We start from the raw sequence: 21751 nt of genomic DNA on the forward strand, positions 1-21751 counted from the left end.
AGTCAGCGCCTCCCCGTGGTGATGTTCAGGTCGAGCAGCGAGCTGGCGTCGTCCGGCGGGCTGAGATCGTGGCCGGGAGCCAGGCCCTCGGAAGCCAGGCCGGGATCGCGTCCGACGCCAGAGCCGTGATCAGTGCCGGGATCGCGCCCGACAGCAGGCTCGTGATCAGTGCCGGGATCGCGTCCGACAGCAGGGCCGTGATCAGCGTCGGGATCGCGTCCGGCCGCAGGGCCGGGGTCGCGGTCCAGCCACAGCCGCCTGCGCCGGAAGACCGGCGCGGGGGCGGGCTCGCGTTCCGGCTTCACGCGCAGCCGCGGATCGAGCTCGCTCAGCACGAGGTGCGCGTTGGTGCCGCCGAGCCCGAACGAGCTCACGCCCGCGACCCTCGGCGAGGCCCAGTCCCGCAGCTCGGTGGCGGGCTCGAAGGGCGAGGCGCCGAAGTCGAAACGCGGGTTGGGCCGCTCGCAGGACAGCGTCGGCGGGATCTGCCCGTGCTCGACGGCCAGCGCCGCCTTGAGCAGGCCGGCGATCCCGGCCGCGCTCAGCGTGTGCCCGATGTTGGTCTTCACGCTGCCGATCGCGCACGTGCCCGGGTCGCCGCCGCCCTCGCCGAACACCCGTGTCAGGGCGCGCAGCTCGATGGGGTCGCCGATGAGAGTGCCGGTGCCGTGCGCCTCGACCAGGCCGATCTCGCGCGGCGTGCGCCCCGCCGCCGCCAGGGCCCGGCGGACCACGTCGGCCTGCGCCTCAGGGTTGGGCGTGGTGACGCCCATGGTGCGGCCGTCGTTGTTCACGGCGACCGCCTCGATGACGGCGTGCACCCGGTCGCCGTCGGCCAGGGCCGCGCGCAGCGGCTTGAGCAGGACGACCCCACACCCCTCCCCAGGGACGAACCCGTCGGCGCGCTCGTCGAAGGTGTGGCACCGGCCAGTGGGCGACAACGCCTTGGCCGCGCTGAGCTGCAGGTAGTCGTTCTCGTCCAGAAGCACCTCCACCCCGCCCGCCAGGGCGACCTCCGCCTCTCCGGCGAGCAGGCTCTGCCCGGCCAGCTGCACACCGACCAGGGAGGACGAGCAGGCGCTGTCCACGACGAGGTTGGGGCCGCGCAGATCGAAGTGGTGGGCGACCCTGGCCGCGATGAAGTTCTGGTCGGAGGCGAGCCCGCCCGGCCGGATGCCCACCCGCCGCCCGTAGTCGGACATGCGGGCCCCCGCGAACACACCGACCCGGCGTCCGCGCAGTTCGCCGGGCTCGTAGCCGGCGTCGGCGAGGCAGGCGGCGCAGCACTCCATGAACATGCGGATGGCCGGGTCCAGTGCGCGGGCCTCGTCCTCGCCCAGCTCGAAGTAGTCGTTGTCGAAGGACTCGATGCCGTCGACGAACCCGCCCCACTTGCTGATGCTGCGCCCGAGCGCGGGCTCGGGCCGGTACAGCTCGCGGTGGTCCCAGCGGGAGGCGGGCACCTCACGCACGTCGCATCGGCCCGCGGTCAGGTTCCGCCAGAAGGCGGCCACGTCGGGGGCGCCGGGCAGCCGGCAGGCCATCCCGATGATCGCGATCCTGCGGTCCTCGGACCCGGGCCTCTCACGCACCTCGAACGGCCCAGCGGAGACGGCCCCCGAAACAGGCTCCGGCACGGGCTCCCGTCCGGCCCCCGAAACGAGCCCCGGCACAGACTCCCGAACGCCCCCCGAAACGAGCCCGGGCACAGACTCCCGAACGGATTCCGTCACGGGCTTCAACATGGGCTCCGGGATGGGCTCCGCAGCGTCCCGGATGGCCTTCTCGGGAACGCCGAGCCGCTCGCGGAGCTGCTCCAGCGTCGGATGGTCCAGCAGCAGGGACGGTTCAAGGCTCTCCCCGAGCCGCTCCTCGATCCGCTGCACCAGCTCGGCCAGCATCACCGACTCGACGCCGAGGTCCCCGAACTCAGCCGTCGGGTCCAGCACGTCCACGGGGATGCCGATCGTCTCGGAGAACAGTGCGGCCAGCCAGTCGGGCCCCTCAGCATGCGCAGGCTCGGGAACCGGACGACCTTCCTCCCGCTCGGAGACCGAACGCCGTTCCTTCCACTCGGAAAGCGAACGACGTTCCTCCCGCTCAGGAACCGGACGACGTTCCTCCCGCTCAGGCAACCTGATCAGCGACGGGACGTCCACGGCCACGCCGGCCGGCGGGCACGGCAGCACGGTAGCGCCGCGCGCGAGGCCGATCACCCGGTCCAGCACCCGCAGCCCGTCCCGGTCGCCGAGCGCCGCGATCCCGACGGGCTCGCAGACGTTCGGCCTCCCACGCGCCCCGCCGGACTCCTGCCACTGCGGCCAGTTGACCGAGCGGAACTCGGGCCGCCCGGCCCGTCGCCTGACCCCGGTGTACAGGTCGAGGAAGGTGTTGGCCGCCGCGTAGTCCGCCACCCCGGCGGCCAGCGCGGGCACGACGGCACAGACGGAGGAGAAGGTGACGAAGAAGGCGGGGCGGTCCCCGGCGCACGCCTCGTCCAACGCCTCCAGGCCGTCGGCCTTGGGCGCGAGCACGGTGCCGAGGTCATCCTGGTGCTTGTGCGCCAGCGACGGACTGCCCTGGCTGGAGCGTCCGGCGCAGTGCACGACGCCGCCGATCGGTCCCAGCTCGCGCCGCACGCCGTCCAGGAAAGCGGTCAGCTCGGCGCGCTCGGACAGCGGCCCGCTGTGCACGGCCACCCGGGCGCCCATGCGCTCCAGGTCGAGGACGGTGGCGACGGCCTCTTCGCTGGACCCGTCCCATTGGTCGCGCGGCGGCAGTGGCCGCACGCCGAGAAGGGCGAGCCGACGCGCGCCGCGATCGGTCAGGTGGCGGGCCACCAGCGCACCCAGCCCTCTGGTGCCGCCGCTCACGACATAGACGGCCTCGGGGTCGAGGTCCGGCTCCGCGTAGGGTGCGGGCAGCTCGCGCAGATCGGGACGGTAGCGCCCGCCGTCGCGGTAGCAGACCTCCCCGTAGGGCTCGGTGGCCGCCCACTCGGCGCGGATCTGCTGCGCGCAGGGCCGGTCGCTGTCCAGCACGGTGGCCGTGACCGCCCGGTACTCTGCGGCGAGCATCCGCACGAAGCCCGCCATCCGCGCCCCGGCCAGGCTCGGCCGGGCTCCGTCGAGGTCCAGCAGACCACTGGTGACGTGCAGGATCGTCAGCGGACGGCGTCGGGCCAGTGCGTCCTGAAGGGACGCGAGCCGTTCCAGCTCGCGTCCGGGACACGCCTCGCCCAGGTCGCACAGGTCGATCCAGCCGGCGAACTCCTCCGGAACCGGCTCCCCTTCGCGTACGAGCACGACCTGCTCGCCGAGTGACCGCGCGAGCTCCTCGGACGCGGCGTTGAACAGGCACACCACGGTCCCGCCGCCGAGCGTTCCCGGATCGTGCGCGGGACGCTCGCACGCGGTCCAGGTCCGCTCGAAGAGCGGCATCTCGACCACAGCCGACTCGGAGACGGTCCCGTCGGCGGGCCGGGCGGCGCCGGGGGCCTCCGAGGCGCCGGAGCCCTCAGGGACGTCCGGGGCCTCGAAGGGCCAGCACCGCATCCGGTCGAACGGGTACGACGGCAGCCCCACCAGGCGCGCGCCAGCCGGAGGCGCCCAGTCCACGTGTCCGCCGTTCACCCAGTGCCGCCCCAGCTCCGCCAGGTCGCCAGGCCGCACGGCCGGCGGGCCGCCCACCAGGTCGCCCGGCGCCAGATCGTAGGGCGGCAGATCGTGGGGCGGCAGATCGCCGGGCGGCGGGCCGCCCGCCCGGACTCGGCCTCGCAGCACGTCGGTGGGCTCCGACCGGGCGAACCGCTCCAGCCGCTCGCACAGCTCCCTCACCTCGGAGACGACCAGCGCGAGCCGCTCGCGCAGCGGCTCGCGTCCGATCTGGAGCGTGTAGGCGACGTCGGCGAGGCTCTCGGGCGTCGCGCGCAGGTGCCCGGCCAGCCGACCGGCCATGGCGCGCAGCCGCCTCTCGTCGTGCGCCGACAGCACCATCAGCTGCGGTCCTCCGGCGGGCCTGCCGATCTCGGGCGCGCCGATCTCGGGCGCGCCGATCTCGGGCGCGCCGATCTCGGGCGCGCCGATCTCGGGCGTGCCGATCTCGGTGGGCGTGCCGGTCTCAGTTGGCGGTGGTTCTTCGAGCACTGCGTGCGCGATCGTCCCTCCGGCGCCGAACGAGCTGATGCCCGCCCGCCGGGGTGCGCCGCCGGGCCCCTCGGGCCAGTCGGCCGCCTCGCGCTGCACCCGGAAGGGGATCTCGTCCCAGTCGATGTCCGGGTTGAGCTCGTCGGCGTGCAGGGACGGCACGAGCCGCCGGTGCCGCAGCTGCAGCACGATCTTGGTGAGCCCGGCGATGCCGGCGCCCGACTCGACGTGCCCGAGGTTGGACTTGACCGACCCGATCGGGATGCTCCCCGGCGCCAGCCCGGCCTGCCCGAACACCCGCATGAGGGCGTTGATCTCGATGGGGTCGCCGAGCGCGGTGCCCGCGCCGTGGCATTCCAGGTAGCCGATGCCGGCGGGGTCCACCCCCGCGTCGGCGAGCGCGCGGGCCACGAGGTCACCCTCCTCGACCGGGCTGGGCACCACCCAGCCGTTGGTCCGGCCGGAGTGCACCACTGCGGTGCCCCTGATCACGGCGTGGATCCGGTCGCCGTCCGCCTTCGCCCTGGACAGCGGCTTGAGCAGGACGATCCCGGCGCCCTCGGCGGGCACGAAGCCGTCGCCGCCCGCCCCGAAGCTGTGGCAGCGCCGGTCACCGGCGGTCAGCCGCATCCGGGCGTGCTGGATGAACTTGTTCGGGTGCAGGTTGAGGTTGACGCCGCCGGCCATCGCGAGCTCGCACTCCCCCTGGCGCAGCGACCGGACCGCGAGGTGCAGCGCCGCCAGCGAGGACGAGCACATCGTGTCGATCGACATGCTGGGCCCCTTGAGGTCCAGGTGGTAGGAGACGCGGTTGGCCACGCCGCCCGGGGTCGCGCCGGTGTCCGTGGGCGTGCCGCGCAGGCTCTGCTCAACGCCGAAGAAGGGATACTCGTTGTACATCACGCCCGCGTAGACGGCCACGCTCGATCCGTGCCGGTCGCGCAGCCGGGTGCGCGGGTAGCCCGCGTCCTCCAGCGCCTCCCAGGCGACCTCGAGAAAGACGCGCTCCTGCGGGTCCATGAGGGCCGCGTCGCGCGGGGTGATGCCGAACAGCAGTGGGTCGAAGTCGGTCACGCCGTCGAGGAAGCCGCCCCACATCAGGTCCACCGGCCAGCCGTCGCGGGTCCGGCCGTCCGGGACGCGGGAGAGCGAGTGCCGCCCGGCGGCCAGGTTCTTCCAGAACGCCGCCAGGTCGGGGGCGTCGGGGTAGCGCCCGGCGATCCCGATCACGGCGATCGCGTCGTCGTCATCCGGTTCGGGCCGTTCGGGCTCGGGGGTCCGCGGAGCGGGCGCTTTGGCGGACAGCGCGGCGGCGACGCCGGCGAGGTCCCGGTGCTCGAAGAAGAGCGTTCGCGACCGCTCGCCCAGGTCCCGCTCCAGCCGCTCGTTGAGCTGGGCGATCTGGTACGAGGTCAGCCCGTACTGCTCCAGCGGCACGCGCAGGCCCAGCCGGTCCGCGTCGATGCCCGAGATCTCGGCGTAGACGCCCTTGAGGTACTCCCCCATCTCGTCCGTGGCGATCTGAGGTGTGGCCGGCTCCGTCCGCTCGATCCAGTACGGCTCGGCCGCGAACGGGTAGGCGGGCAGCGCCACCCGCCCGGGGGCCTCCGGCCAGAACCGCTCCCAGTCCACCTCCTGCCCGGACACCCAGACGGCGGCCGCCTCGGCCTCCGTCCGGATGTCCGTCGCCTGCGGGTCGGACGCTCCGCCGGGGTGGTCGGCGGCATGGAGGCGTTCGGCGGTGCCGGGCAGTTCGGCGGCACCGGGGCGGTCCGCGGCACCGGGCAGTTCGGCGGTGCCGGGGCGGTCGGCGTCGCCGGACAGCACGGATGCGTGCGCCCTGCCCGCCGCGAACGCCTCCAGCCCTTCCTGCAGCCCCTCCACGTCGCGGCAGACGACGGCGAGCCGGTGCGCGAGGGCGGCGCGCCCGGTCTGGGTCGTGTAGGCGACGCGGCTCAGCCCCGGCTCCCCGGCCTCGGCGGTCTCGGCGACCCCGGCAGTCTCGACAGCCCCAGGGGTCCCGGCGACCCCGACAGCCCCGGCGACCCCGACGGTCCCGGCGGTCCCGGCGGCCCTGATGGTCTCGACAGCCCCGGCGGTCCCGGGGGCCCCTGCCGTCCCGGCGGTCTCGGCGATCTCGGCGGCGAGCCGGCGCGCGGCGGTCACGAGTTGCTGCCCGGTCGCGGCGGACACCAGCACGGCGTGCTCCCGGCCGTCGTCGGGCGCGGCCCCCTGGGACTCCCCGGGAAGGGGCGCGCGGACGACGGCGTGCGCGTGCGTCCCGGTCGCCCCGAAGGCGTTGATCAGTGCCCGCCGCCGTTCGCCGGTCCACGGCCGCGTCTGCTCGGGCACGGTGACCGCGTCGGTGGGCGGCTCCGCGAGGAGGGTGGGCGCCAGCAGTCCGTGCCGGATCTGCAGCAGCACCTTGGCGAGCTGGGAGGCGCCCGAGGCGGCTTCGAGGTGGCCGATGTTCGGCTTGAGCGTGCCCGCCGCGACGGGCTCGGCCCGCCCGGCGAAGACCTCGGTGAGCGCCTCCGCCTCGGCCGCGTCGGCCAGGGAGGCACCGGCCGCCGCGCTCTCGACATAGCAGACGTCGTCGGGCCCGGCCCCGGCCCGCTCCAGGGCGCGGCGCATGGACTCGGCCATGGCATCGGCGTTCGGCGCGGTGAAGCGTCCGCTGCGGCCGGTGTGCGCGACCCAGGTGGCCTCGACCACGCCATGGACCGCGTCCCCCTCCCGGACGGCGTCCACGACGGGCCGCAGCAGGAAGGAGCCGACGCCCTCGCCCACGGTCCAGCCCGGCCGGTCGGCGGCGAAGGCGGCGGCGCCGGCCTCGTCGGCCAGCAGGCCGAGCCCGGCCAGCAGCCCGGCGTGATAGGGGTCGGCGAGCAGGTTGACGCCCGCGACCACGGCCGCGTCGCAGTCACCCGAGCGAATGGCCTGGGCGGCCAGGTGCAGGGCGGTCAGCGTGGAGGAGCACGAGGTGTCCACGGCGATGCTCGGCCCGGTGAAGCCGAAGAAGTACGAGACGCGGTTGACCATGTCGGAGGCCGTCGCCGAGACCACCGCCGGGCCGCCCGCGCGCCAGGCCGCGGCGCCCGCGTGCTGGTAGTCGTGCCACATCGAGCCGACGAAGACGCCCACCCTGGGCGCGCTCCTGTGCAGCGAGGCCGGGGTGTGCCCGGCGTGCTCCAGGCACTCCCAGACGCTGTGCAGCAGCAGGCGGAGCTGCGGGTCCAGCGTCGCGGCCTCCTTCGGCGAGACGTGGAAGAGCAGGCTGTCGAAGCGGTCGATGTGCTCCAGGTAGCCGCCGGGCCGCTCGCCTCTCGGGTTCGGGCCGACGCTGCGGGTGCCGGTGCGGAGGTTGCGCCAGAAGCTGTCCAGGTCGTCGGCGCCGGGGTAGCGCCCGGCCATGCCGATCACGGCGAGACCAGGCGGCTGCGTCTCAGGCGCGGACTCCGTTCGCGGTGCGGACTCCGTTCGCGGTGCGGAGAAAACGGGCGCGGTGTCGCGGGTCGCGTACTCGGCTGGGCCGCCCAGGAACGCCTGCAGGAAGTGGTGCCCGTCGTCGAGATCGAGCTGGTCACGGATGCCGTCGAAGGCCACCTCGCCGATGGGGCAGAGCCCGATGCCACAGGCCGCCTGGCCGGTCATCAGCAGCTGTCCGAGGTAGCCCGCCTCCAGGGTCAGGTATCGCAGGCTCTGCTCGCCGTACAGCGGCTCGATGCCCTTGACCTGGCCGATCAGGTAGAGGCTGAAGCCGGCGCGATCGTACAGGTCGCGGTTGTAGACGAAGTGCGCCGAGCGGCCGATCTCCGGGCGGCCGTTCACCAGTTGGAGCGCGTGCTCGCTCGGGTTGTAGTAGTAGATCCCCTCGGCCACGCCGTCGATCGCGCCCCTGGTGACGTGCAGGTACGCCTGCACCGCGTAGGTGTCTCCGGCCGACGGGTACAGGTGACGCTCGCGGTCGCCGAGCCGCCGCTCGCGCAGCAGGCTGAGCAGCCGGCACAGCGACCGGTACGGCAGGGAGCCGGGCTCGAAGTCGCGCACGCTCGCCCGCCACGCGAAGTGCTCCTCGGGCACGTCGATCCGGTCCAGCCGGATGAGGCTGGCGTCCGGCTCCAGCGGGCGCAGGTTCCACCGGCCGGCCTTGAACGCCTCCCGGTCCTCGGCCGAGAAGAAGTCGACCTCGCCCGGCTCGCTCACCTCGGCGGCGGGCGCCTCGGCCGACCGCACGGGCTCCTCGGCACGCGGCCCTTCGGCACGCGGCCCTTCGGCACGTGGCCCTTCGGCACGTGGCCCTTCGGCACGCCGCGCTTCGGCGGGCGGTTGGTCGGCGAGCGGTTGGTCGGAGCCGCCCGCCATCGCGGCGATGCCGGTGACGGTCGGGTTCTCCAGCAGCAGCGCCACGGGGACGCGCTTGCCGTACCGCTTCCGCAGCGCCTTGGAGACCTGGACCATGGTGAAGGACGTGACGCCCTGGTCCCAGAGGTCCTGCCCGACATCGACCTCGTCGACTCCGAGCAGTTCGGCGAACAGCTCCGCGATCTCCGTCACCGCCGAGGCCGCCACCTCCGCGGCGCGCTCGGGAACGGGCTCCGGGACGGGCCTCGGGACGGGCTCGGAGGCACGCTCCGGAACGCGCTCGAAAACGGGCTCGGAGACAGGCTCCGAGACGGGGACAGGGACGGGCTCGGGGACGGGCTGGGGGACGGGCCCCGCGACGGGGACAGACTCGGGGACGGGGACAGACTCGGGGACGGGGACAGGCTCGGGGGCGCGCTCGCCGAGCGGCCACGGAAGCGCGTCACGGTCCAGCTTGCCATTGGAGGTGGCCGGGAACGTGGTCACGAACGCCACGTGGTTGGGCACCATGTACGCCGGCAGCGTCTCGGCCGCGTGCCCGCGCAGCTCCCCTACGTCGGGCTCCTCACCCTCGGCCACCACGTACGCGACCAGCTTCCGCTCGCCGGACCGGTCGTCGCGGGCCAGGACGACGACGTCCCGGACGCCCGGGTGCTGCCGCAGCCGGTGCTCGATCTCGCCCGGCTCGACCCGGAATCCGCGGATCTTGACCTGGGTGTCGGCCCGTCCGAGGAACGTGATGTTCCCGTCGGGCAGCAGGGCGGCCCGGTCGCCGGTCATGTACATGCGCCCGCCCGCGAACGGGTCGGGCACGAACCGCTCGGCGGTGAGCTCGGGCTGGTTACGGTAGCCGAGGCTCAGACAACGGCCGCCAATGAACAGGTCGCCTTCGACGCCCTCGGGGCAGGGCCGCCGGTTCTCGTCAAGGATGTGGTAGAGGGCGTCGTCGATCGGTCGGCCGTACGGGATGCTCCGCCACGAGGGGTCGATCTGCCCCACCTCGAACCAGTTCGACCAGACGGTGGCCTCGGTGGCGCCGCCCAGGCTGACCACCCGCGCCCGCGGGAAGGTCGCGCGTACGGCGTCCGGCAGCGGCAGCGGCGTGTAGTCGCCGCTGAGGAAGACCAGCCGCAGGTCGCCGGTGCCCTCGTGGCCCGGCAGGTCGGCGAGCAGCGGGGCGAGCTGGTTGAGCGTGGTGGGCGCGGAGTTCCAGAACGTGATGGGCTCGTCGAGCAGGATGTCCAGCAGCAGCTCGGGGTCGCGCTGCTGACCCTCGTCGGCGATGTAGAGCGAGGCGCCCCGGCCGAGCAGTCCGAAGATGTCGAAGACCGACAGGTCGAAGCCGAGCGAGGTGACGCAGAGCCCGACGTCGGAGGCGTCGAACTCGAAGGTGCGGTAGCACCAGTCGAGCAGGTTGAGCAGCGGCCGGTGGCTGACCTCGACGCCCTTGGGCTTGCCCGTGCTGCCTGAGGTGAAGATCACGTAGGCGAGGTCGTCCACGGTGTTCACCAGGGGCGGGTCGCCACGGTCGTCGCCGTCCGCGGCGAGCTCGACGGTGCGCACGCCCTCGGGCACCGCCCAGCCGGGCGTCTCCGGGCAGGTGAGCACGATCCCGGCGGCGGCGTCGTCCAGCATGACGGCGGCCCGCTCGTCCGGTAGCGACGGCTCGACGGGCAGGTAGGCGCCGCCCGCCTTGAGTATCCCGAGGACGGCGGCCACCATGTCCGGCCCGCGGCACAGGCGCACGCCGACCACCGTCCCCGGCCCCACGTCCAGCTCCTTCAGCCGCCAGGCGGCGGCGTTGGCCCGGCGGTTCAGCTCCCCGTACGTCATGGTCCCGCCGGCGTGCCGCAGCGCGACCGCGTCCGGCCGGGCGGCGGCCTGCCGCTCGAACAGCCGGTGCGCGGGGCGCAGCCGGTCCTCGAAGGCCGCGAACAGCTCGGCGAGGTCGGGGAACTCCGGCTCCAGCGCGTCCCAGTGGTAGTGCAGCCGGTCGCCCTCCCTGATGACGATGCAGTCGAGCGCGACGTCCGGGGTGTAGGTCATCCACGGCCCGGCCTCCACGCCGTCCGGCAGCGGGTGCGCGGTCAGGTCGAGAGTGCTGGTGTAGACGACGGGGAAGGCGTAGGCGCGGCGGCGGCGCTCCTTCATGACGTGACCGCGCAGCGTGGCCAGGCCGGTCAGAGCGCCGCTCGCGGCGTCGGCCTCGATCCGGTCCTGATAGGACTCCTCGTCGGTGACCCAGCTCAGCGCGGTGAACTCGCCGGGGCGCAGCGGCTCGGACTCGGCGGTCCAGCGCACCACGGACACGCTGAACGGGTCGGTGAAGCGCCGGCCCAGCGCGCCGGTCAGGGCGGCGAAGACGGTCTCGTCGGAGACCGCGGCGACGCTGCCGCTCAGCCGGACGCGGCGGGCGGGCGTGGTGGCAACCTCGGGTCCGGGCGGCAGGTCGCGGAACCGCTCGGTCCAGTAGCCGGCCTCACCCGAGTCCTCAAGAGCGTGCTCCCCAGGCGGGCGCGGCTCGGCGGTCGAGTCGGCGTAGAGCCGGAACAGCTCGCGCAGCACGAGGTGGATGCTCCGCCCGTCGAGCACGGTGAGGTCGACGGCCGCGTGCACCGTCTCGCCGGTGACCCGCAGCTCCCACTGCGGCCAGCGGCCCAGCGGGAAGGCCCGCCCCGCCATCTCCTCGACCTCGACCTCGGCGGTCTCAGGGATGCTCCAGTTCTCCGGCGCGTGCGGCCTGACCCGCAGCGTCCCGTCGTGCGTGACCTCCGCGCGCAGCGCGTCGTAGGCGGCCACCAGGCGCAGCCAGGCGCGTTCGAGCCGGTCCCGGTCCAGATCGCGGACGTGGAAGCCGTGGTAGACCTGGCAGCCGTCGTATCGGCACGAACCGGCCGCGCGGGCCACGTAGTACGCCTTCTGCAGCTCGTTCAGCGGCCGGATCTGCGCGTCTCCGGCGTCGGCGCTCAGGGCGCGCAGCGCGTTGGTGAAACGGGCGAACAGGGTCTCCGGCTCGCCGGGCGCGAAGCAGCCGGGCACCAGGTCCCAGCGCATCCGCAGCTCGCCGTCGAGCTCCCACATCTGGTGGTCGAGCGCGACGCCGGAGGTCTGGCTGAGCGCGTACGACACCGGCGGCACGGCCTCGTCGGGCCGGGCGTCCAGCAGGCTGGTGAAGACGACGGGCAGCGCCGTCCGCTCGCGCAGCTCGCGGAGCTCGCGCATGACGGTCACGCCGGGGACGGCCGCGTGGCCGAGGTCGCGCCACAACCGCCGGTGCACCTCCTGGACCGCCTCCTCCAGCGGCTCGCCCAACGTGCTCTCGGCGGCGAACACGGCCGTGCCGGTGAACGGCCCGACGACCTCGTCCACCTCGCGCGGCAGCCACGCCCGGCCGGTCGTGGTGACGGCCAGGGAGCAGGCCTCGCCCCTGCCGACCGTCTCGGCGAACAGGGTCAGCACCAGGGCGGTCGGCGAGACGTCCAGCTCGGCGGCCCTGGCGCGCAGGGCGCTCCACTGGGCGGCGTTCAGCGAGCCGGTCAGCGCGGACCGCGGCGAGCCGTCCGGCACACCGGCGGCGGGGCCGGGCGGCAGATCCGCCAGGCGACCCCGCCAGTAGTCCAGGTCCTCCTGGTAGCGAGGGCCCTGCCGGTGCGCCTCCAGCGCGCGCAGGCAGTCGCGGAGCGAGGGGGCGTCGTCTGCGAGGCGGTGGCCGGGGTCGCGGTAGCAGCGCCACCAGTCGCGCAGGAGCACGTCGAGCCCCCGCCCGTCGGTCACGCTCGCGTCGATGCCGAAGTGCACGGTCCCGGGGGTGGTGACCTCGACGGCGAACGGCGGCCAGACGCCGGGCTCGTAGCGCCGGTGCGCGAGGCGCTCGCGGGCGCCGGGCTCGTCCACCGGCAGCTCCCACGAGGGAGCCCGCTCCAGCACCCGCTGGGTGCCGTCCTCGCCCAGCTCCAGGCGCAGGGCGTCGTGGTGGTCGACGACGCGCTGCCAGGCTTCCCGCAGGCGTCCGGCGTCGACGCCGGGCACCTCGAACTCCCGGTAGACCTGGCAGCCGACCGGGTCTGGGGTGACGTCCTCGTCCGCGCCCATGACGTAGGCCTGCTGCAGGGGCGTCAAGGCGAACGGCTCGTGCCGCTCGCCGGGGGCCGCGCTGATCACCGGGGCGGCCGGGGCGACGTTCTTCTCCGTCCCGGCCAGCTCGGCGATCCGCTCGGCCAGCCGCGCCGGCGTCGCGCATTCGCCCAGCCGCTCGACGGGGAAGTCCAGCGAGAACTCCCGCTGGATCTCGAACCACACCCGTACCGCGGAGATCGAGTCGAGTCCGTTGTCCTTGAGTGACGCGTCGGGGGTCAGGTCCGCGCCGCCGGGCAGCGCCTCGGCCAGCAGGCGGACGACCGCCTCCGTCACGCGCTCGTTGTGCTCCATAAGCCTCCTCCGTCTCTGCGACGCTAGTGAGGAGGCCGCGCCCTGCCTGCTCAAGACTGAGCAGTCACCGAGAGACGTCCGGCCGTAGCTTTCGGACCATGCCTGATTCCTGGATAGCGGGCGGAGAGCCCAGAACCGACGCTCGGATCAGACTGTTCTGCTTCGCGCACGCGGGAGGCGGATCGGCGCTGTTCCGCAAGTGGGACAAGCACCTGTCGCCGGAGGTCGACGTCTGCCCCGTGGTGCTGCCGGGGCGCGAGTCGCGCATCCGCGAGCGGCCCTACCACCGCATGGAGCAGCTCGTGGGCCCGCTGTCGGAGGCCATCGAGCCGTACACCGACCGGCCCTTCGCGCTGTTCGGGCACAGTATGGGCGCCGCGGTGGCCTGGGAGACGGCCCGCCGGTTTCCTCCCGTCGCGCTGTTCGTGTCGGGGCGGCGCGCGCCGCAGCTGCCGACCCGCCGCCGCCGCTTCAGCGACCTGTCCGAAGACGAGCTGCTGTCCGAGCTGGGCAAGCTGAACGGCACGCCGTCCGAGGTGATGGGCCAGCGCAGCCTGCTGGAGCTGTTCCTGCCGAGCCTGCGCGCCGACTTCGAGCTGAACGAGTCGTACACGCCGCTGCCCGGCACCCGGCCGGACTGCCCGATCTCGGCGCTGCTCGGCGACGCCGACCCGGAGGTGGATCCGGACGAGATCGCCGCCTGGGCCGACGCCACCGGCGGCGGCTTCACGCTGCGCGTGTTCGGCGGCGACCACTTCTACCTCAAGGGCCCGCGGCCCGAGGTGCTGACGGCGATCCAGGAGGACCTGGACCGCCACCTCCTGAACGTCCGTTAACCGGCCTTGGACAAGGTCAACCGTCCTTGGACAGGTCGCGCAGCCGGGCTTCGAGCAGCCCGGCGGCGGCCTCCATCAGCCGGTCGGCGATGACGTCCACGTGCCTGGCCCGCCAGTCGGCCAGCTCCGTGCCCGCGACCCACCGGTTGAACGCGCCCATCGCCGGGCCGCAGTGCACCTGGTAGTCCACCTCGCGCCCGGCCTCGCCGCGCAGCGCCAGCCTGATCGTGTGCACGAAGTACCAGCGGAAGACGAGCGCCATCCGGTGCTTGGGGTCGCGCTCGGCGCGGGCCAGCTCGCCCGGCCTGCGCGCGGCCAGGAACGCCCGTGTCTCCTCCCACACCTCGTCGAAGGAGCGGCGGAAGAACTTGTCCTGGATCGTCCGCCTGGTCTTCTCGTCGATCTCCTCCAGCGAGCCGTACTGGCGGTAGAGCTGGTAGAGCTTGTTGGCGCGGGCCGGGAAGAGCGTGCCCTTCCTGGCCACCTGCACCTGCGCGCCCAGCTCGAACATGTCGCCGGCCGGGGCGTAGGCGGTGTCCTGCACGTCGAGCCCGGCGAGCAGGTCCTTGACGGCGTCGGACGTCCCCGCCTCCGGTGTGCACTGATTGACGCTGCCGGTGACGATGAAGTCGGCGCCCAGCACGAACGCGGCGGCGGCCGCCTCCGGGGCGCCGATCCCGCCCGACGCGCCGACCCTGATGCGCCTGGCATAGCCGTGCGCGGCCATCTCCTCGTCGCGCAGCCGCAGGATCGCGGGCATCAGCGCGTACGGCGAGCGCCCGTCGGTGTGCCCGGCCGAGTCGGCCTCGACGCAGAGGTCCGCGCTGACCGGCAGCTCCCGGGCGACCTCCGCCTCGGCCGCGCTCAGCGCCCCCTCCCGCACGAGCCTGTCCAGGACGGCCTGCGGCGCGGGCCGCATGAAGGCGCTCGCCACCTCGGGTCTGGAGACCTTGGCCAGCACGTGCCGGACGGCGACCGGCCGGCCGGACGCGTCACGGTGGGCGCCGCTGTAGCGGTAGCGCACGAGGGGCGCGGTGATGCGCGAGTAGGCGGCGGCCTCGACGTGGCGGACGTCGCGCCGCAGCAGCAGATCCACCGTCTCGCGCTCCAGGCCCTCCTCGTCGAAGCCGTAGAGCAGGTTCACGCCGTACGCGCCGTCCGGCCCGAGACCACTCTCGATCGTGTCGAGCGCCTGGTCGATCTCGTCCGGGGTGAGCCCGCCCGCGCCGAAGAAGCCCATCAGCCCGGCCTGGCCCATCCTGATCACGAGGTCGGCCGACGCGATGCCCTTGAACATCGACCCGGCCAGGTAGGCGTGGCGGACGCGGTAGTCCGCGCGGAACTCGGCGGAGCCGAGCGCGACCCCGGAGTCGCGGCCCAGGACTCCGGAGCCGAACGCGACCCCGGAGTCCCGGGCCGCCGGCGTCTCGACGGGATGGCGCCGGGTGACCTCCCAGAGCTTGCCGAGCACGTCGCCGGGGCCGATCTCTTCCAGCTCGCGCACGCCCTGGCCCATCAGGTAGCGCAGGCCGTCCACCCACCGCACCGGGTTGCAGATCTGGCGGCGCAGCAGCTCTGCCGCCTCCCCCGCCTCGTACGGGCGTCCGGTCACGTTGGAGATGACGGGCACTCGCGGCTCGGCGATGCGGACGCCGTCCAGCGCCTCGGCGAAGGCGGCGGCGGCCGGCTCCATGTAGCGCGAGTGCGAGGGGACGCTCACGCTCAGCGGCACCCACTTGCCTGGGGCGCTGCCGCTGAGCGCGTCGAGCTCGTCCTTGGGCCCGGCGAGGACCACCTGTTCCGGGGAGTTGTAGTTGGCGATGTCGACGCCGGTGCCCTGCAGCAGCTCCTCCAGCTGTTCCTGCCGGGCCCCGAGCACCGCCGCCATGGTGCCGCCGGACGCCCCGGACATCAGCTCGCCCCGCCGTTTGACCAGGCCGAGCCCGGTCTCGAAGTCGAAGCAGCCGGCCGCGAACAGCGCCGTGTACTCGCCCAGGCTGTGCCCGGCCAGGTAGTCCGGCCGGCCGCCCTCCTCCTGCCGGGCGAGGAAGCTCAGGGCGTTGACCGTGAAGAGCGCCGGCTGCACGTAGCGGGTCTCACGCAGCCGCACCGGGTCGTCGCACAGCTCGGCGACGGAGTAGCCGAGAATCTCGTCGGCGCGGGCGCACAGTTCGGGGTACCTCTCCAGGACGCCCGCCCCCATGCCCTTGCGCTGCGACCCCTGCCCGGGGAAAACCCACACGACGGACATCAGACGCGTTCCTCTCTAGCGTTCCCAGGGGAATCTCTTCTCGGTCGCGTAGTCGACGAGCCGCCGGCGCACCTCGGGGCTGGACATGAGCCTGCCGAACTCCTTGACCGCCACCTGCTCGGTCTCGTCCGAGAGGATCCACAGCTCGCGGAAGTAGCGCTTCATGTCCGTGACGATCGACCGGTCCAGCTTCGTCAGCCGGTACGCCAGCCGCCGCACGAGCGCCTCCGGGTCGTCCGTCACCTCGTCCACCAGGTGGAAGGCGGCGGCCTCCGCGGCGCTCACCGGCTGGGTGCTCAGCGTCATCGCGTACGCCTTCTGGAAGCCGGTGCGCCGGATCAGGAACGGCAGCACGCAGCACGGCAGCAGCCCCCACAACGCCTCGGGGAGGCTGAAGGTGCTGCGCTCGCTGGCGAAGACGAAGTCGCTGGCCGCGGCCAGCCCCACGCCGCCGCCCGCCGCCCGGCCGTCCACCCGCGCGACCACCGTCACCGGCGTCTCGGTGAAGCGCCGCAGCAGCCCGTAGAACGCCCGGCCGCCGTCCGCGACGTCGCCGCCGGCCGCCTCCTCCAGGTCCATGCCGGTGCAGAAGACGCCGTCCCCGCCCTCCAGCAGGAGGATGCGGCAGCCGGGCGTGCGCTCGGCCTCGTCCAGGGCGGTGTCGATCTCCTCGACGACGCGGTCGTCGATCGTGCCGCGCCGCAGCCTGTGCCGCATCGTCGCCGACGTCAGCTCCATCTGTACTCCCGGTGGAAGTCCGCGATGCGGTCCAGCACCAGCAGGCCGCGCCCGCCGAAGGCGTCCTCGTACAGGTCGCCGTACGGCTTGGGGTCCAGCACCGCGTCCCGCACCCCGAACGCGCGGTCGGCGCTCAGCTCGGTGAGCGCGTCCAGCTCCTCGACCACGATCTCGCGCCGGTCGTCCAGCGCCTCGGCGATGCCGCTGCGCCGCTGGGCCGGGATCACGCCGCTGAAGAACTCCGACGCGCAACCCGACCCGTACGAGAACAGCCCCGCCCGCTTCGGCGCGTCGAAGCCGCCGTTGTCGATGAGCGAGCACAGCGCCAGGTAGAGCGCGGCCGAGTAGGTGTTGCCCACCCGCACCCCGTAGGCCAGGGACGGCGCGACCCGCGCCTCGAAGTCGGCCTCGATCTCGCGCGGCCCCAGCCCTTTGAGCTTGCGCAGCAGCATCCGGTGCGCGCCCTTCACCATGCCGGCGAACGGCGTGTGCAACGCCAGGTAGTCGAAGGTGTCCACGATGTCGGCCCCGGTCACCCGCCGCTCGTAGACCGCGAAGCACTCCTCGACGCAGCGCATGTACGCCAGCAGCGACAGGTCGGGATCGACCGCGTCCGTGTCGTGCCGCGGCCTGGCCGTGTCCATCACCTCAAAGGTGTGGTAGCCGTTGGCGCCCGGATCGAGCCGCAGCACCCGCGCGTCCTCGCCGACCAGCATCGCCACCGCCCCGGCACCCTCCGACGGCTCCCAGTAGGTGGACTTCGCCGTGCCGCTGGCCGCGTCCGTGGCGATGGCCAGCGCCTTAACCCCGGGGATCGGGCTCGCGCCCACGACGGCGGCCGCGCTCTGCAGCGCGGCCGTCCCGCCGTAACAGGCGTGCTTGACCTCGAACGACCGGCAGGCGGGGTTCAGCCCCAGATGGTGGTGGATGTACGTGCTGATCGGCTTGCCGAAGTCGAGCCCCGACTCCGTGCCGACGACCAGCAGCTCGATCCGGTCCTTCTCCTCCGGGGTGAGCGCGTCCACCAGTGGCCTCGCGGCGTTCACCGCGTTGGTGACCGGGTCCTCGCAGGGCAGGTTGACCGAGCGCTGCTCCATCATCAGGTTGCCGAAGCGGTTCACGTCCAGGCCGCGCGCGTCGAACAGCGCGCGAACGTCCGTGTACGCCCTGCCGACGTACGCGTTGATCGCCTCGATCCCGGCAGCCATGGGCTAGGGCACCATCAGGACGTCGTTGATGCTGGCCGGCACGAACAGCCGGTCCCACTGCCCGCCGCCGTGCCGCTCCGGCACCCGCTCCACGTCGTAGACCTCTTTGCGCATGCCGTCGCCCCGGTCCACCTCCTGCACCGCCTGGTAGTCGTCCAGCTCGCGCAGGTGGATGAGGGCGTGGACGCGGTCCTGCTGCCCCCACGTCTGTTCGTAGATGTAGGCCGTGGCCCGGCCTTCGAGGCTGTTGTTGACGTACTGCGACCAGTCGTAGAGGAACTGCCGTCCCTCCTCGCGCAGCTCGTAGCGCACGTCGGCGCTGCGCAGCACGATCGCCCCGGCGGTCGCCGAGTTGAGCTGCTCCTTCTGCGTGGTCTGGTGGGTCGCGGGCGGCACGAACGTGCCCGGCACGTCGTGCACGTCGTCGGTGAACCCATGCTGCGGGCACATGATCGTCTCGCGCAGGCTGCCGTAGACGAACATCTTCTCCCAGTTGCCGCCGCCCTTCTTGGGCAGCCGGTCCTTGAGCGAGATCTGCTGGAACGCCTCGTCGTGGTCGACCATGTCGAGGAGCTTGCTGTACTTCTCGGGGGACTTCATGTGCACGAACCAGTGCAGCCGCTCGCGTACGCCGAAGACCTCCTCGTAGCAGAAGGTCGTGGCGACGCCGGCCTGAGCGCGGTTCATGTAGTCGAGCAGGTCGACGCTGAAGTCGCGGCCCTCGCGGGCCATGCCGTACTCCAGCATCCCCACACGATGGATGATCAAGCCCGCGTTACCCGAGTGCAGCAGCTGGTCGGGGGGCAGGGTGGTCTGATACTGCGCCGGCTTCGTCATGCCCCGAATGTCACCCACGGGCGCGGGGACGTCCGCTCAATATTGAGCAGGCCCCTCGGAGGCGTCCGTCCATGGCAGGAGGGCTGGGCTCAATATTGAGCAGCAGGACACTCCCCTGATCGGCTTAGCCTCTCGTGTGCCTGACATGCCTCTGGGAGCCCACGAACTGCTGGTCTTCATGCTGCAGCTGGGCCTGCTCCTCGGTCTCGCCGTCCTGCTCGGCCGCCTGTCCGTACGCCTGCGCATGCCCGCCATCGTCGGCGAGCTGACCGTGGGCGTGCTGCTGGGCCCTTCCCTGCTCAACCAGCTGGCCCCCGGCCTGAAGTTCACCCAGCTCCACCTGCTGGACGCGGTGGGCCAGGTCGGCGTGCTGCTGCTCGTCGCCATCACCGGCATCCAGCTCGACTTCGGCCTCGTCCGCCGCCGCGGCTCCACCGCCGCCAAGGTGAGCATCGCCGGCCTGGTCGTCCCGCTGGCGCTCGGCGTGGCCACCGGCTACCTGCTGCCCGCCTCCCTTCTCGCCGAGGGCACGAGCGTCACCGTCTTCGCCCTGTTCCTCGGGGTGGCCACCTGCGTCAGCGCCATCCCGGTGATCGCCAAGACGCTGACGGACATGAAACTCCTGCACCGCAACGTCGGCCAGCTCTGCCTGACCGCCGGGATGGTGGACGACGCGTTCGGCTGGTTCATGCTCTCGATCGTCTCCGCCATGGCGACCACCGGCGTGCGCACCGGCCAGGTCGTGCTGTCGCTGATCTCCCTCGTCGCCCTCGTGCCGTTCGCCATCTGGATCGGCCGCCCGCTCGTCCGCTGGACGATGCGGGCCGCCACCCGATCCGCGGAGCCCGGCCCGGCCGTGGCCGTCGCCGTGGTCCTGGTGCTCCTGTCGGCCGCCGCCACGCACGCGCTCGGCCTGGAGGCCATCCTGGGGGCGTTCGTCTGCGGCATCCTCATCGGCCGCTCGGGCCACGCCGACGCCGAATGGCTGGCCCCGCTGCGGACGATCGTCCTCAGCGTCCTCGCGCCCCTCTTCTTCGCGACGGCCGGCCTGCGCATGGACCTCACCCTGCTGGCCGAGCCCGCCGTCCTGGCCGCGTCCGGCGTCGTCCTGGGCGTGGCCGTCGTCGGCAAGTTCCTCGGCGCCTACCTGGGGGCCCTGCTGAGCCGGATGAGCGGCTGGGAGGCCCTCGCGCTCGGGGCCGGCATGAACGCCCGCGGGGTCATCGAGGTCATCGTGGCGATGGTCGGCCTGCGCCTCGGCATCATCAACACGCAGATGTACACCATTGTGATCGTCGTCGCGATCGTCACCTCCCTGATGGCCCCGCCGCTCCTCCGCATCGCGATGAGACGCGTCGAGATCACGAGCGAGGAACGCCTCCGCCGAGCCGCCCAGGACCAGCTCGTCAAGCCCTGACATCCGGCCCCCACGCCGACGGCTGGACACACGCCCTCACCATCAACGGCCCCCGGTCCCTGAAGCGGGCCTGCCTGTCCGTGGACGACCGCCAGAACGTGGCCACCATCTGGAAATGCGGCAAAGCGGATCATAGGCTTACTGCCCATGCGTTCAGAAGCCTCTGACGCCCGCCCCCCGGACGGACGCCGGGCCCCGCGCCCACCGTGGAAAGACGTGATGCCGAAAGTGCGCAGAATCGCGATGACGCGGCATTGTGTTCGATGCTGCTGATAGCGGTGCGGCACCGCCAACTCGATTCCCCAGCACACGGACATCGGCCACTTCGGCCATGTCATGGCCAACGGCTTCCGCGCGTCTCACCCCGAATACGACGCGGCTTCGTCCGGTGGCCACCTCAGCCATCCGATCTCCCCCGAAATCGGAGCATCGTGACAAGTCGTAACAAATTCGACCAGTGGTCGTATTTCGAGGAGCGAGGCCTGACAGACAGGTTCGCGGGCACCTGGGTCGAGTCGGGCGACACCGATGCCGTGGCCGTCCTGCTCGGCGCGGACCTCGCCTCCCGCCAGGACTGCGACCTCGCAACCGCCATGACCCACTACCGGCCGATGGCCTTCACCGAACGCGTCTGGGCCGGGCCCCACTCCGACGGATGGACCCACGCCCTCACCATCAGCGGCCCACCCCCGGTGACCACGGGCCTGACCGAAGCCGGCCTGCGTTTCCTCCAGATCCGCACCACCGACGCCTACGTCCACGATCTCCTCTATGGCGACGGCGTCACGACCGCCTGGGCGACCCAGCGCTGGTACGGCGAGGTCCTCGCTGACCCCGGCTCCATGGTCGAGCCCTACCTCCGGGAAGTCGGCCGCCCGACGATGCCGGAGGCCGTGCACTCCGGATCCTGGATCACCGAACCCGAGGACCACAACCGGATCTGCCTGGAGACCTATCTCTTTCTCACCGGGCGCATGAGCGGCCGGTTCATCGACCGTGAATGGCTGGGCGAGAAGAGAAGCCTCTACACCGTCCCGTTGTCGGCGGTGATTTAGCGGAGCACGTCGCCCTCGGCGCCTCGCCCTCTTGGGTCGGGACGTTCGCCGGCCCACTTGATCGCGCAGTCTGCTCAGTGCCCGTGTGTTAGCAGGGGTGCTGACGAGATGTCCAACCTGCGACCGTCATGATCGCCGGGCCGGTACCCGCAGAAGGCGAGGTGCCGATGTGAATCTTGGGTTGGACGTCACCGCTCCGTGCCCCGCTCAGCAGGGATCAGGAGCGATGTGACCCGACCGGCGAACAGCAGCGCCCACCCTGACACGATCAACACGATGGGCTTCGCCAACTCCGCCACAAGCATCCACATCGGGTACACGCCCGTGTCCGAGTAGTACTGCGGTGGACTGTAGAGCAGGCCCCGGACCAGCCCCCATAAGACGAGCAGGACTCCCGCGACGGTGAAACCCATCGTGATCACACGCATGTGCCCGCATCATAGGCCCCCTTGTGATCGCGGAGATGAGCGG

General features: G+C 72.6%; 9 protein-coding genes. 3 read left to right on the plus strand and 6 right to left on the minus strand.

All coding sequences use genetic code 11. The features are described 5' to 3' along the window. Positions 1 to 2: 2 nt before the first annotated feature. Complete coding sequence (locus AB0I38_RS20955) at positions 3 to 12938, minus strand: amino acid adenylation domain-containing protein (protein ID WP_358470273.1); 12936 nt, start codon at positions 12936 to 12938, stop codon at positions 3 to 5. A 98-nt stretch (positions 12939 to 13036) separates the two neighbouring features. On the opposite strand from AB0I38_RS20955, the gene AB0I38_RS20960 reads away from it, so the two are divergent. Then, complete coding sequence (locus tag AB0I38_RS20960; RefSeq protein WP_358470276.1) at positions 13037 to 13774, plus strand: thioesterase II family protein; 738 nt, start codon at positions 13037 to 13039, stop codon at positions 13772 to 13774. Positions 13775 to 13790: 16 nt separating this feature from the next. Here AB0I38_RS20960 and fabD read toward each other — a convergent pair whose 3' ends face one another. The 4 genes from fabD to AB0I38_RS20980 are packed head-to-tail and all read right to left on the minus strand — an operon-like array spanning position 13791 to position 18808. Then, positions 13791 to 16025, minus strand: a complete 2235-nt coding sequence (fabD, locus tag AB0I38_RS20965; protein WP_358470279.1) for an ACP S-malonyltransferase — start codon at positions 16023 to 16025, stop codon at positions 13791 to 13793. Positions 16026 to 16040: 15 nt separating this feature from the next. Next, positions 16041 to 16763 carry an enoyl-CoA hydratase-related protein gene (locus AB0I38_RS20970; protein WP_358470282.1) on the minus strand — a complete coding sequence of 241 codons (723 nt, stop codon included), beginning with the start codon at positions 16761 to 16763 and terminating at the stop codon, positions 16041 to 16043. Then, the gene (locus tag AB0I38_RS20975) at positions 16754 to 17971 is read right to left on the minus strand and encodes a hydroxymethylglutaryl-CoA synthase family protein (protein WP_358470285.1); all 1218 of its coding nucleotides are present in this window, start codon (positions 17969 to 17971) and stop codon (positions 16754 to 16756) included. The genes AB0I38_RS20970 and AB0I38_RS20975 overlap by 10 nt, the downstream gene beginning before the upstream one ends. Before the next feature lie 3 nt (positions 17972 to 17974). Beyond that, a complete protein-coding gene (locus AB0I38_RS20980; RefSeq protein WP_358470288.1) occupies positions 17975 to 18808 on the minus strand; it encodes a DUF6039 family protein in 834 nt (277 codons plus the stop codon). 145 nt (positions 18809 to 18953) lie between these two features. Here AB0I38_RS20980 and AB0I38_RS20985 point away from each other — a divergent pair, with 145 nt between their 5' ends. Next, positions 18954 to 20225 carry a cation:proton antiporter gene (locus AB0I38_RS20985; protein WP_358470291.1) on the plus strand — a complete coding sequence of 424 codons (1272 nt, stop codon included), beginning with the start codon at positions 18954 to 18956 and terminating at the stop codon, positions 20223 to 20225. Between the two features lie 431 nt (positions 20226 to 20656). Next, positions 20657 to 21280 (plus strand): hypothetical protein, encoded by a 624-nt coding sequence (locus AB0I38_RS20990; RefSeq protein WP_358470294.1) that lies wholly within the window; start codon positions 20657 to 20659, stop codon positions 21278 to 21280. Positions 21281 to 21468: 188 nt separating this feature from the next. Here AB0I38_RS20990 and AB0I38_RS20995 read toward each other — a convergent pair whose 3' ends face one another. Beyond that, positions 21469 to 21708, minus strand: a complete 240-nt coding sequence (locus AB0I38_RS20995; protein ID WP_358470297.1) for a hypothetical protein — start codon at positions 21706 to 21708, stop codon at positions 21469 to 21471. Positions 21709 to 21751 lie beyond the last annotated feature (43 nt).

The sequence above is a fragment of the Nonomuraea cavernae genome, from assembly GCF_040655715.1.
GTDB classification, from domain to species: domain Bacteria; phylum Actinomycetota; class Actinomycetes; order Streptosporangiales; family Streptosporangiaceae; genus Nonomuraea; species Nonomuraea cavernae_A.

Coding starts and splice junctions, on each gene's coding strand:
- AB0I38_RS20970 (WP_358470282.1), bottom strand. CDS start 16,763: ATGGAGCTGACGTCGGCGACGATGCGGCACAGGCTGCGGCGCGGCACG.
- AB0I38_RS20955 (WP_358470273.1), bottom strand. CDS start 12,938: ATGGAGCACAACGAGCGCGTGACGGAGGCGGTCGTCCGCCTGCTGGCC.
- AB0I38_RS20975 (WP_358470285.1), bottom strand. CDS start 17,971: ATGGCTGCCGGGATCGAGGCGATCAACGCGTACGTCGGCAGGGCGTAC.
- AB0I38_RS20985 (WP_358470291.1), top strand. CDS start 18,954: ATGCCTCTGGGAGCCCACGAACTGCTGGTCTTCATGCTGCAGCTGGGC.
- fabD (WP_358470279.1), bottom strand. CDS start 16,025: ATGTCCGTCGTGTGGGTTTTCCCCGGGCAGGGGTCGCAGCGCAAGGGC.
- AB0I38_RS20995 (WP_358470297.1), bottom strand. CDS start 21,708: ATGCGTGTGATCACGATGGGTTTCACCGTCGCGGGAGTCCTGCTCGTC.
- AB0I38_RS20980 (WP_358470288.1), bottom strand. CDS start 18,808: ATGACGAAGCCGGCGCAGTATCAGACCACCCTGCCCCCCGACCAGCTG.
- AB0I38_RS20960 (WP_358470276.1), top strand. CDS start 13,037: ATGCCTGATTCCTGGATAGCGGGCGGAGAGCCCAGAACCGACGCTCGG.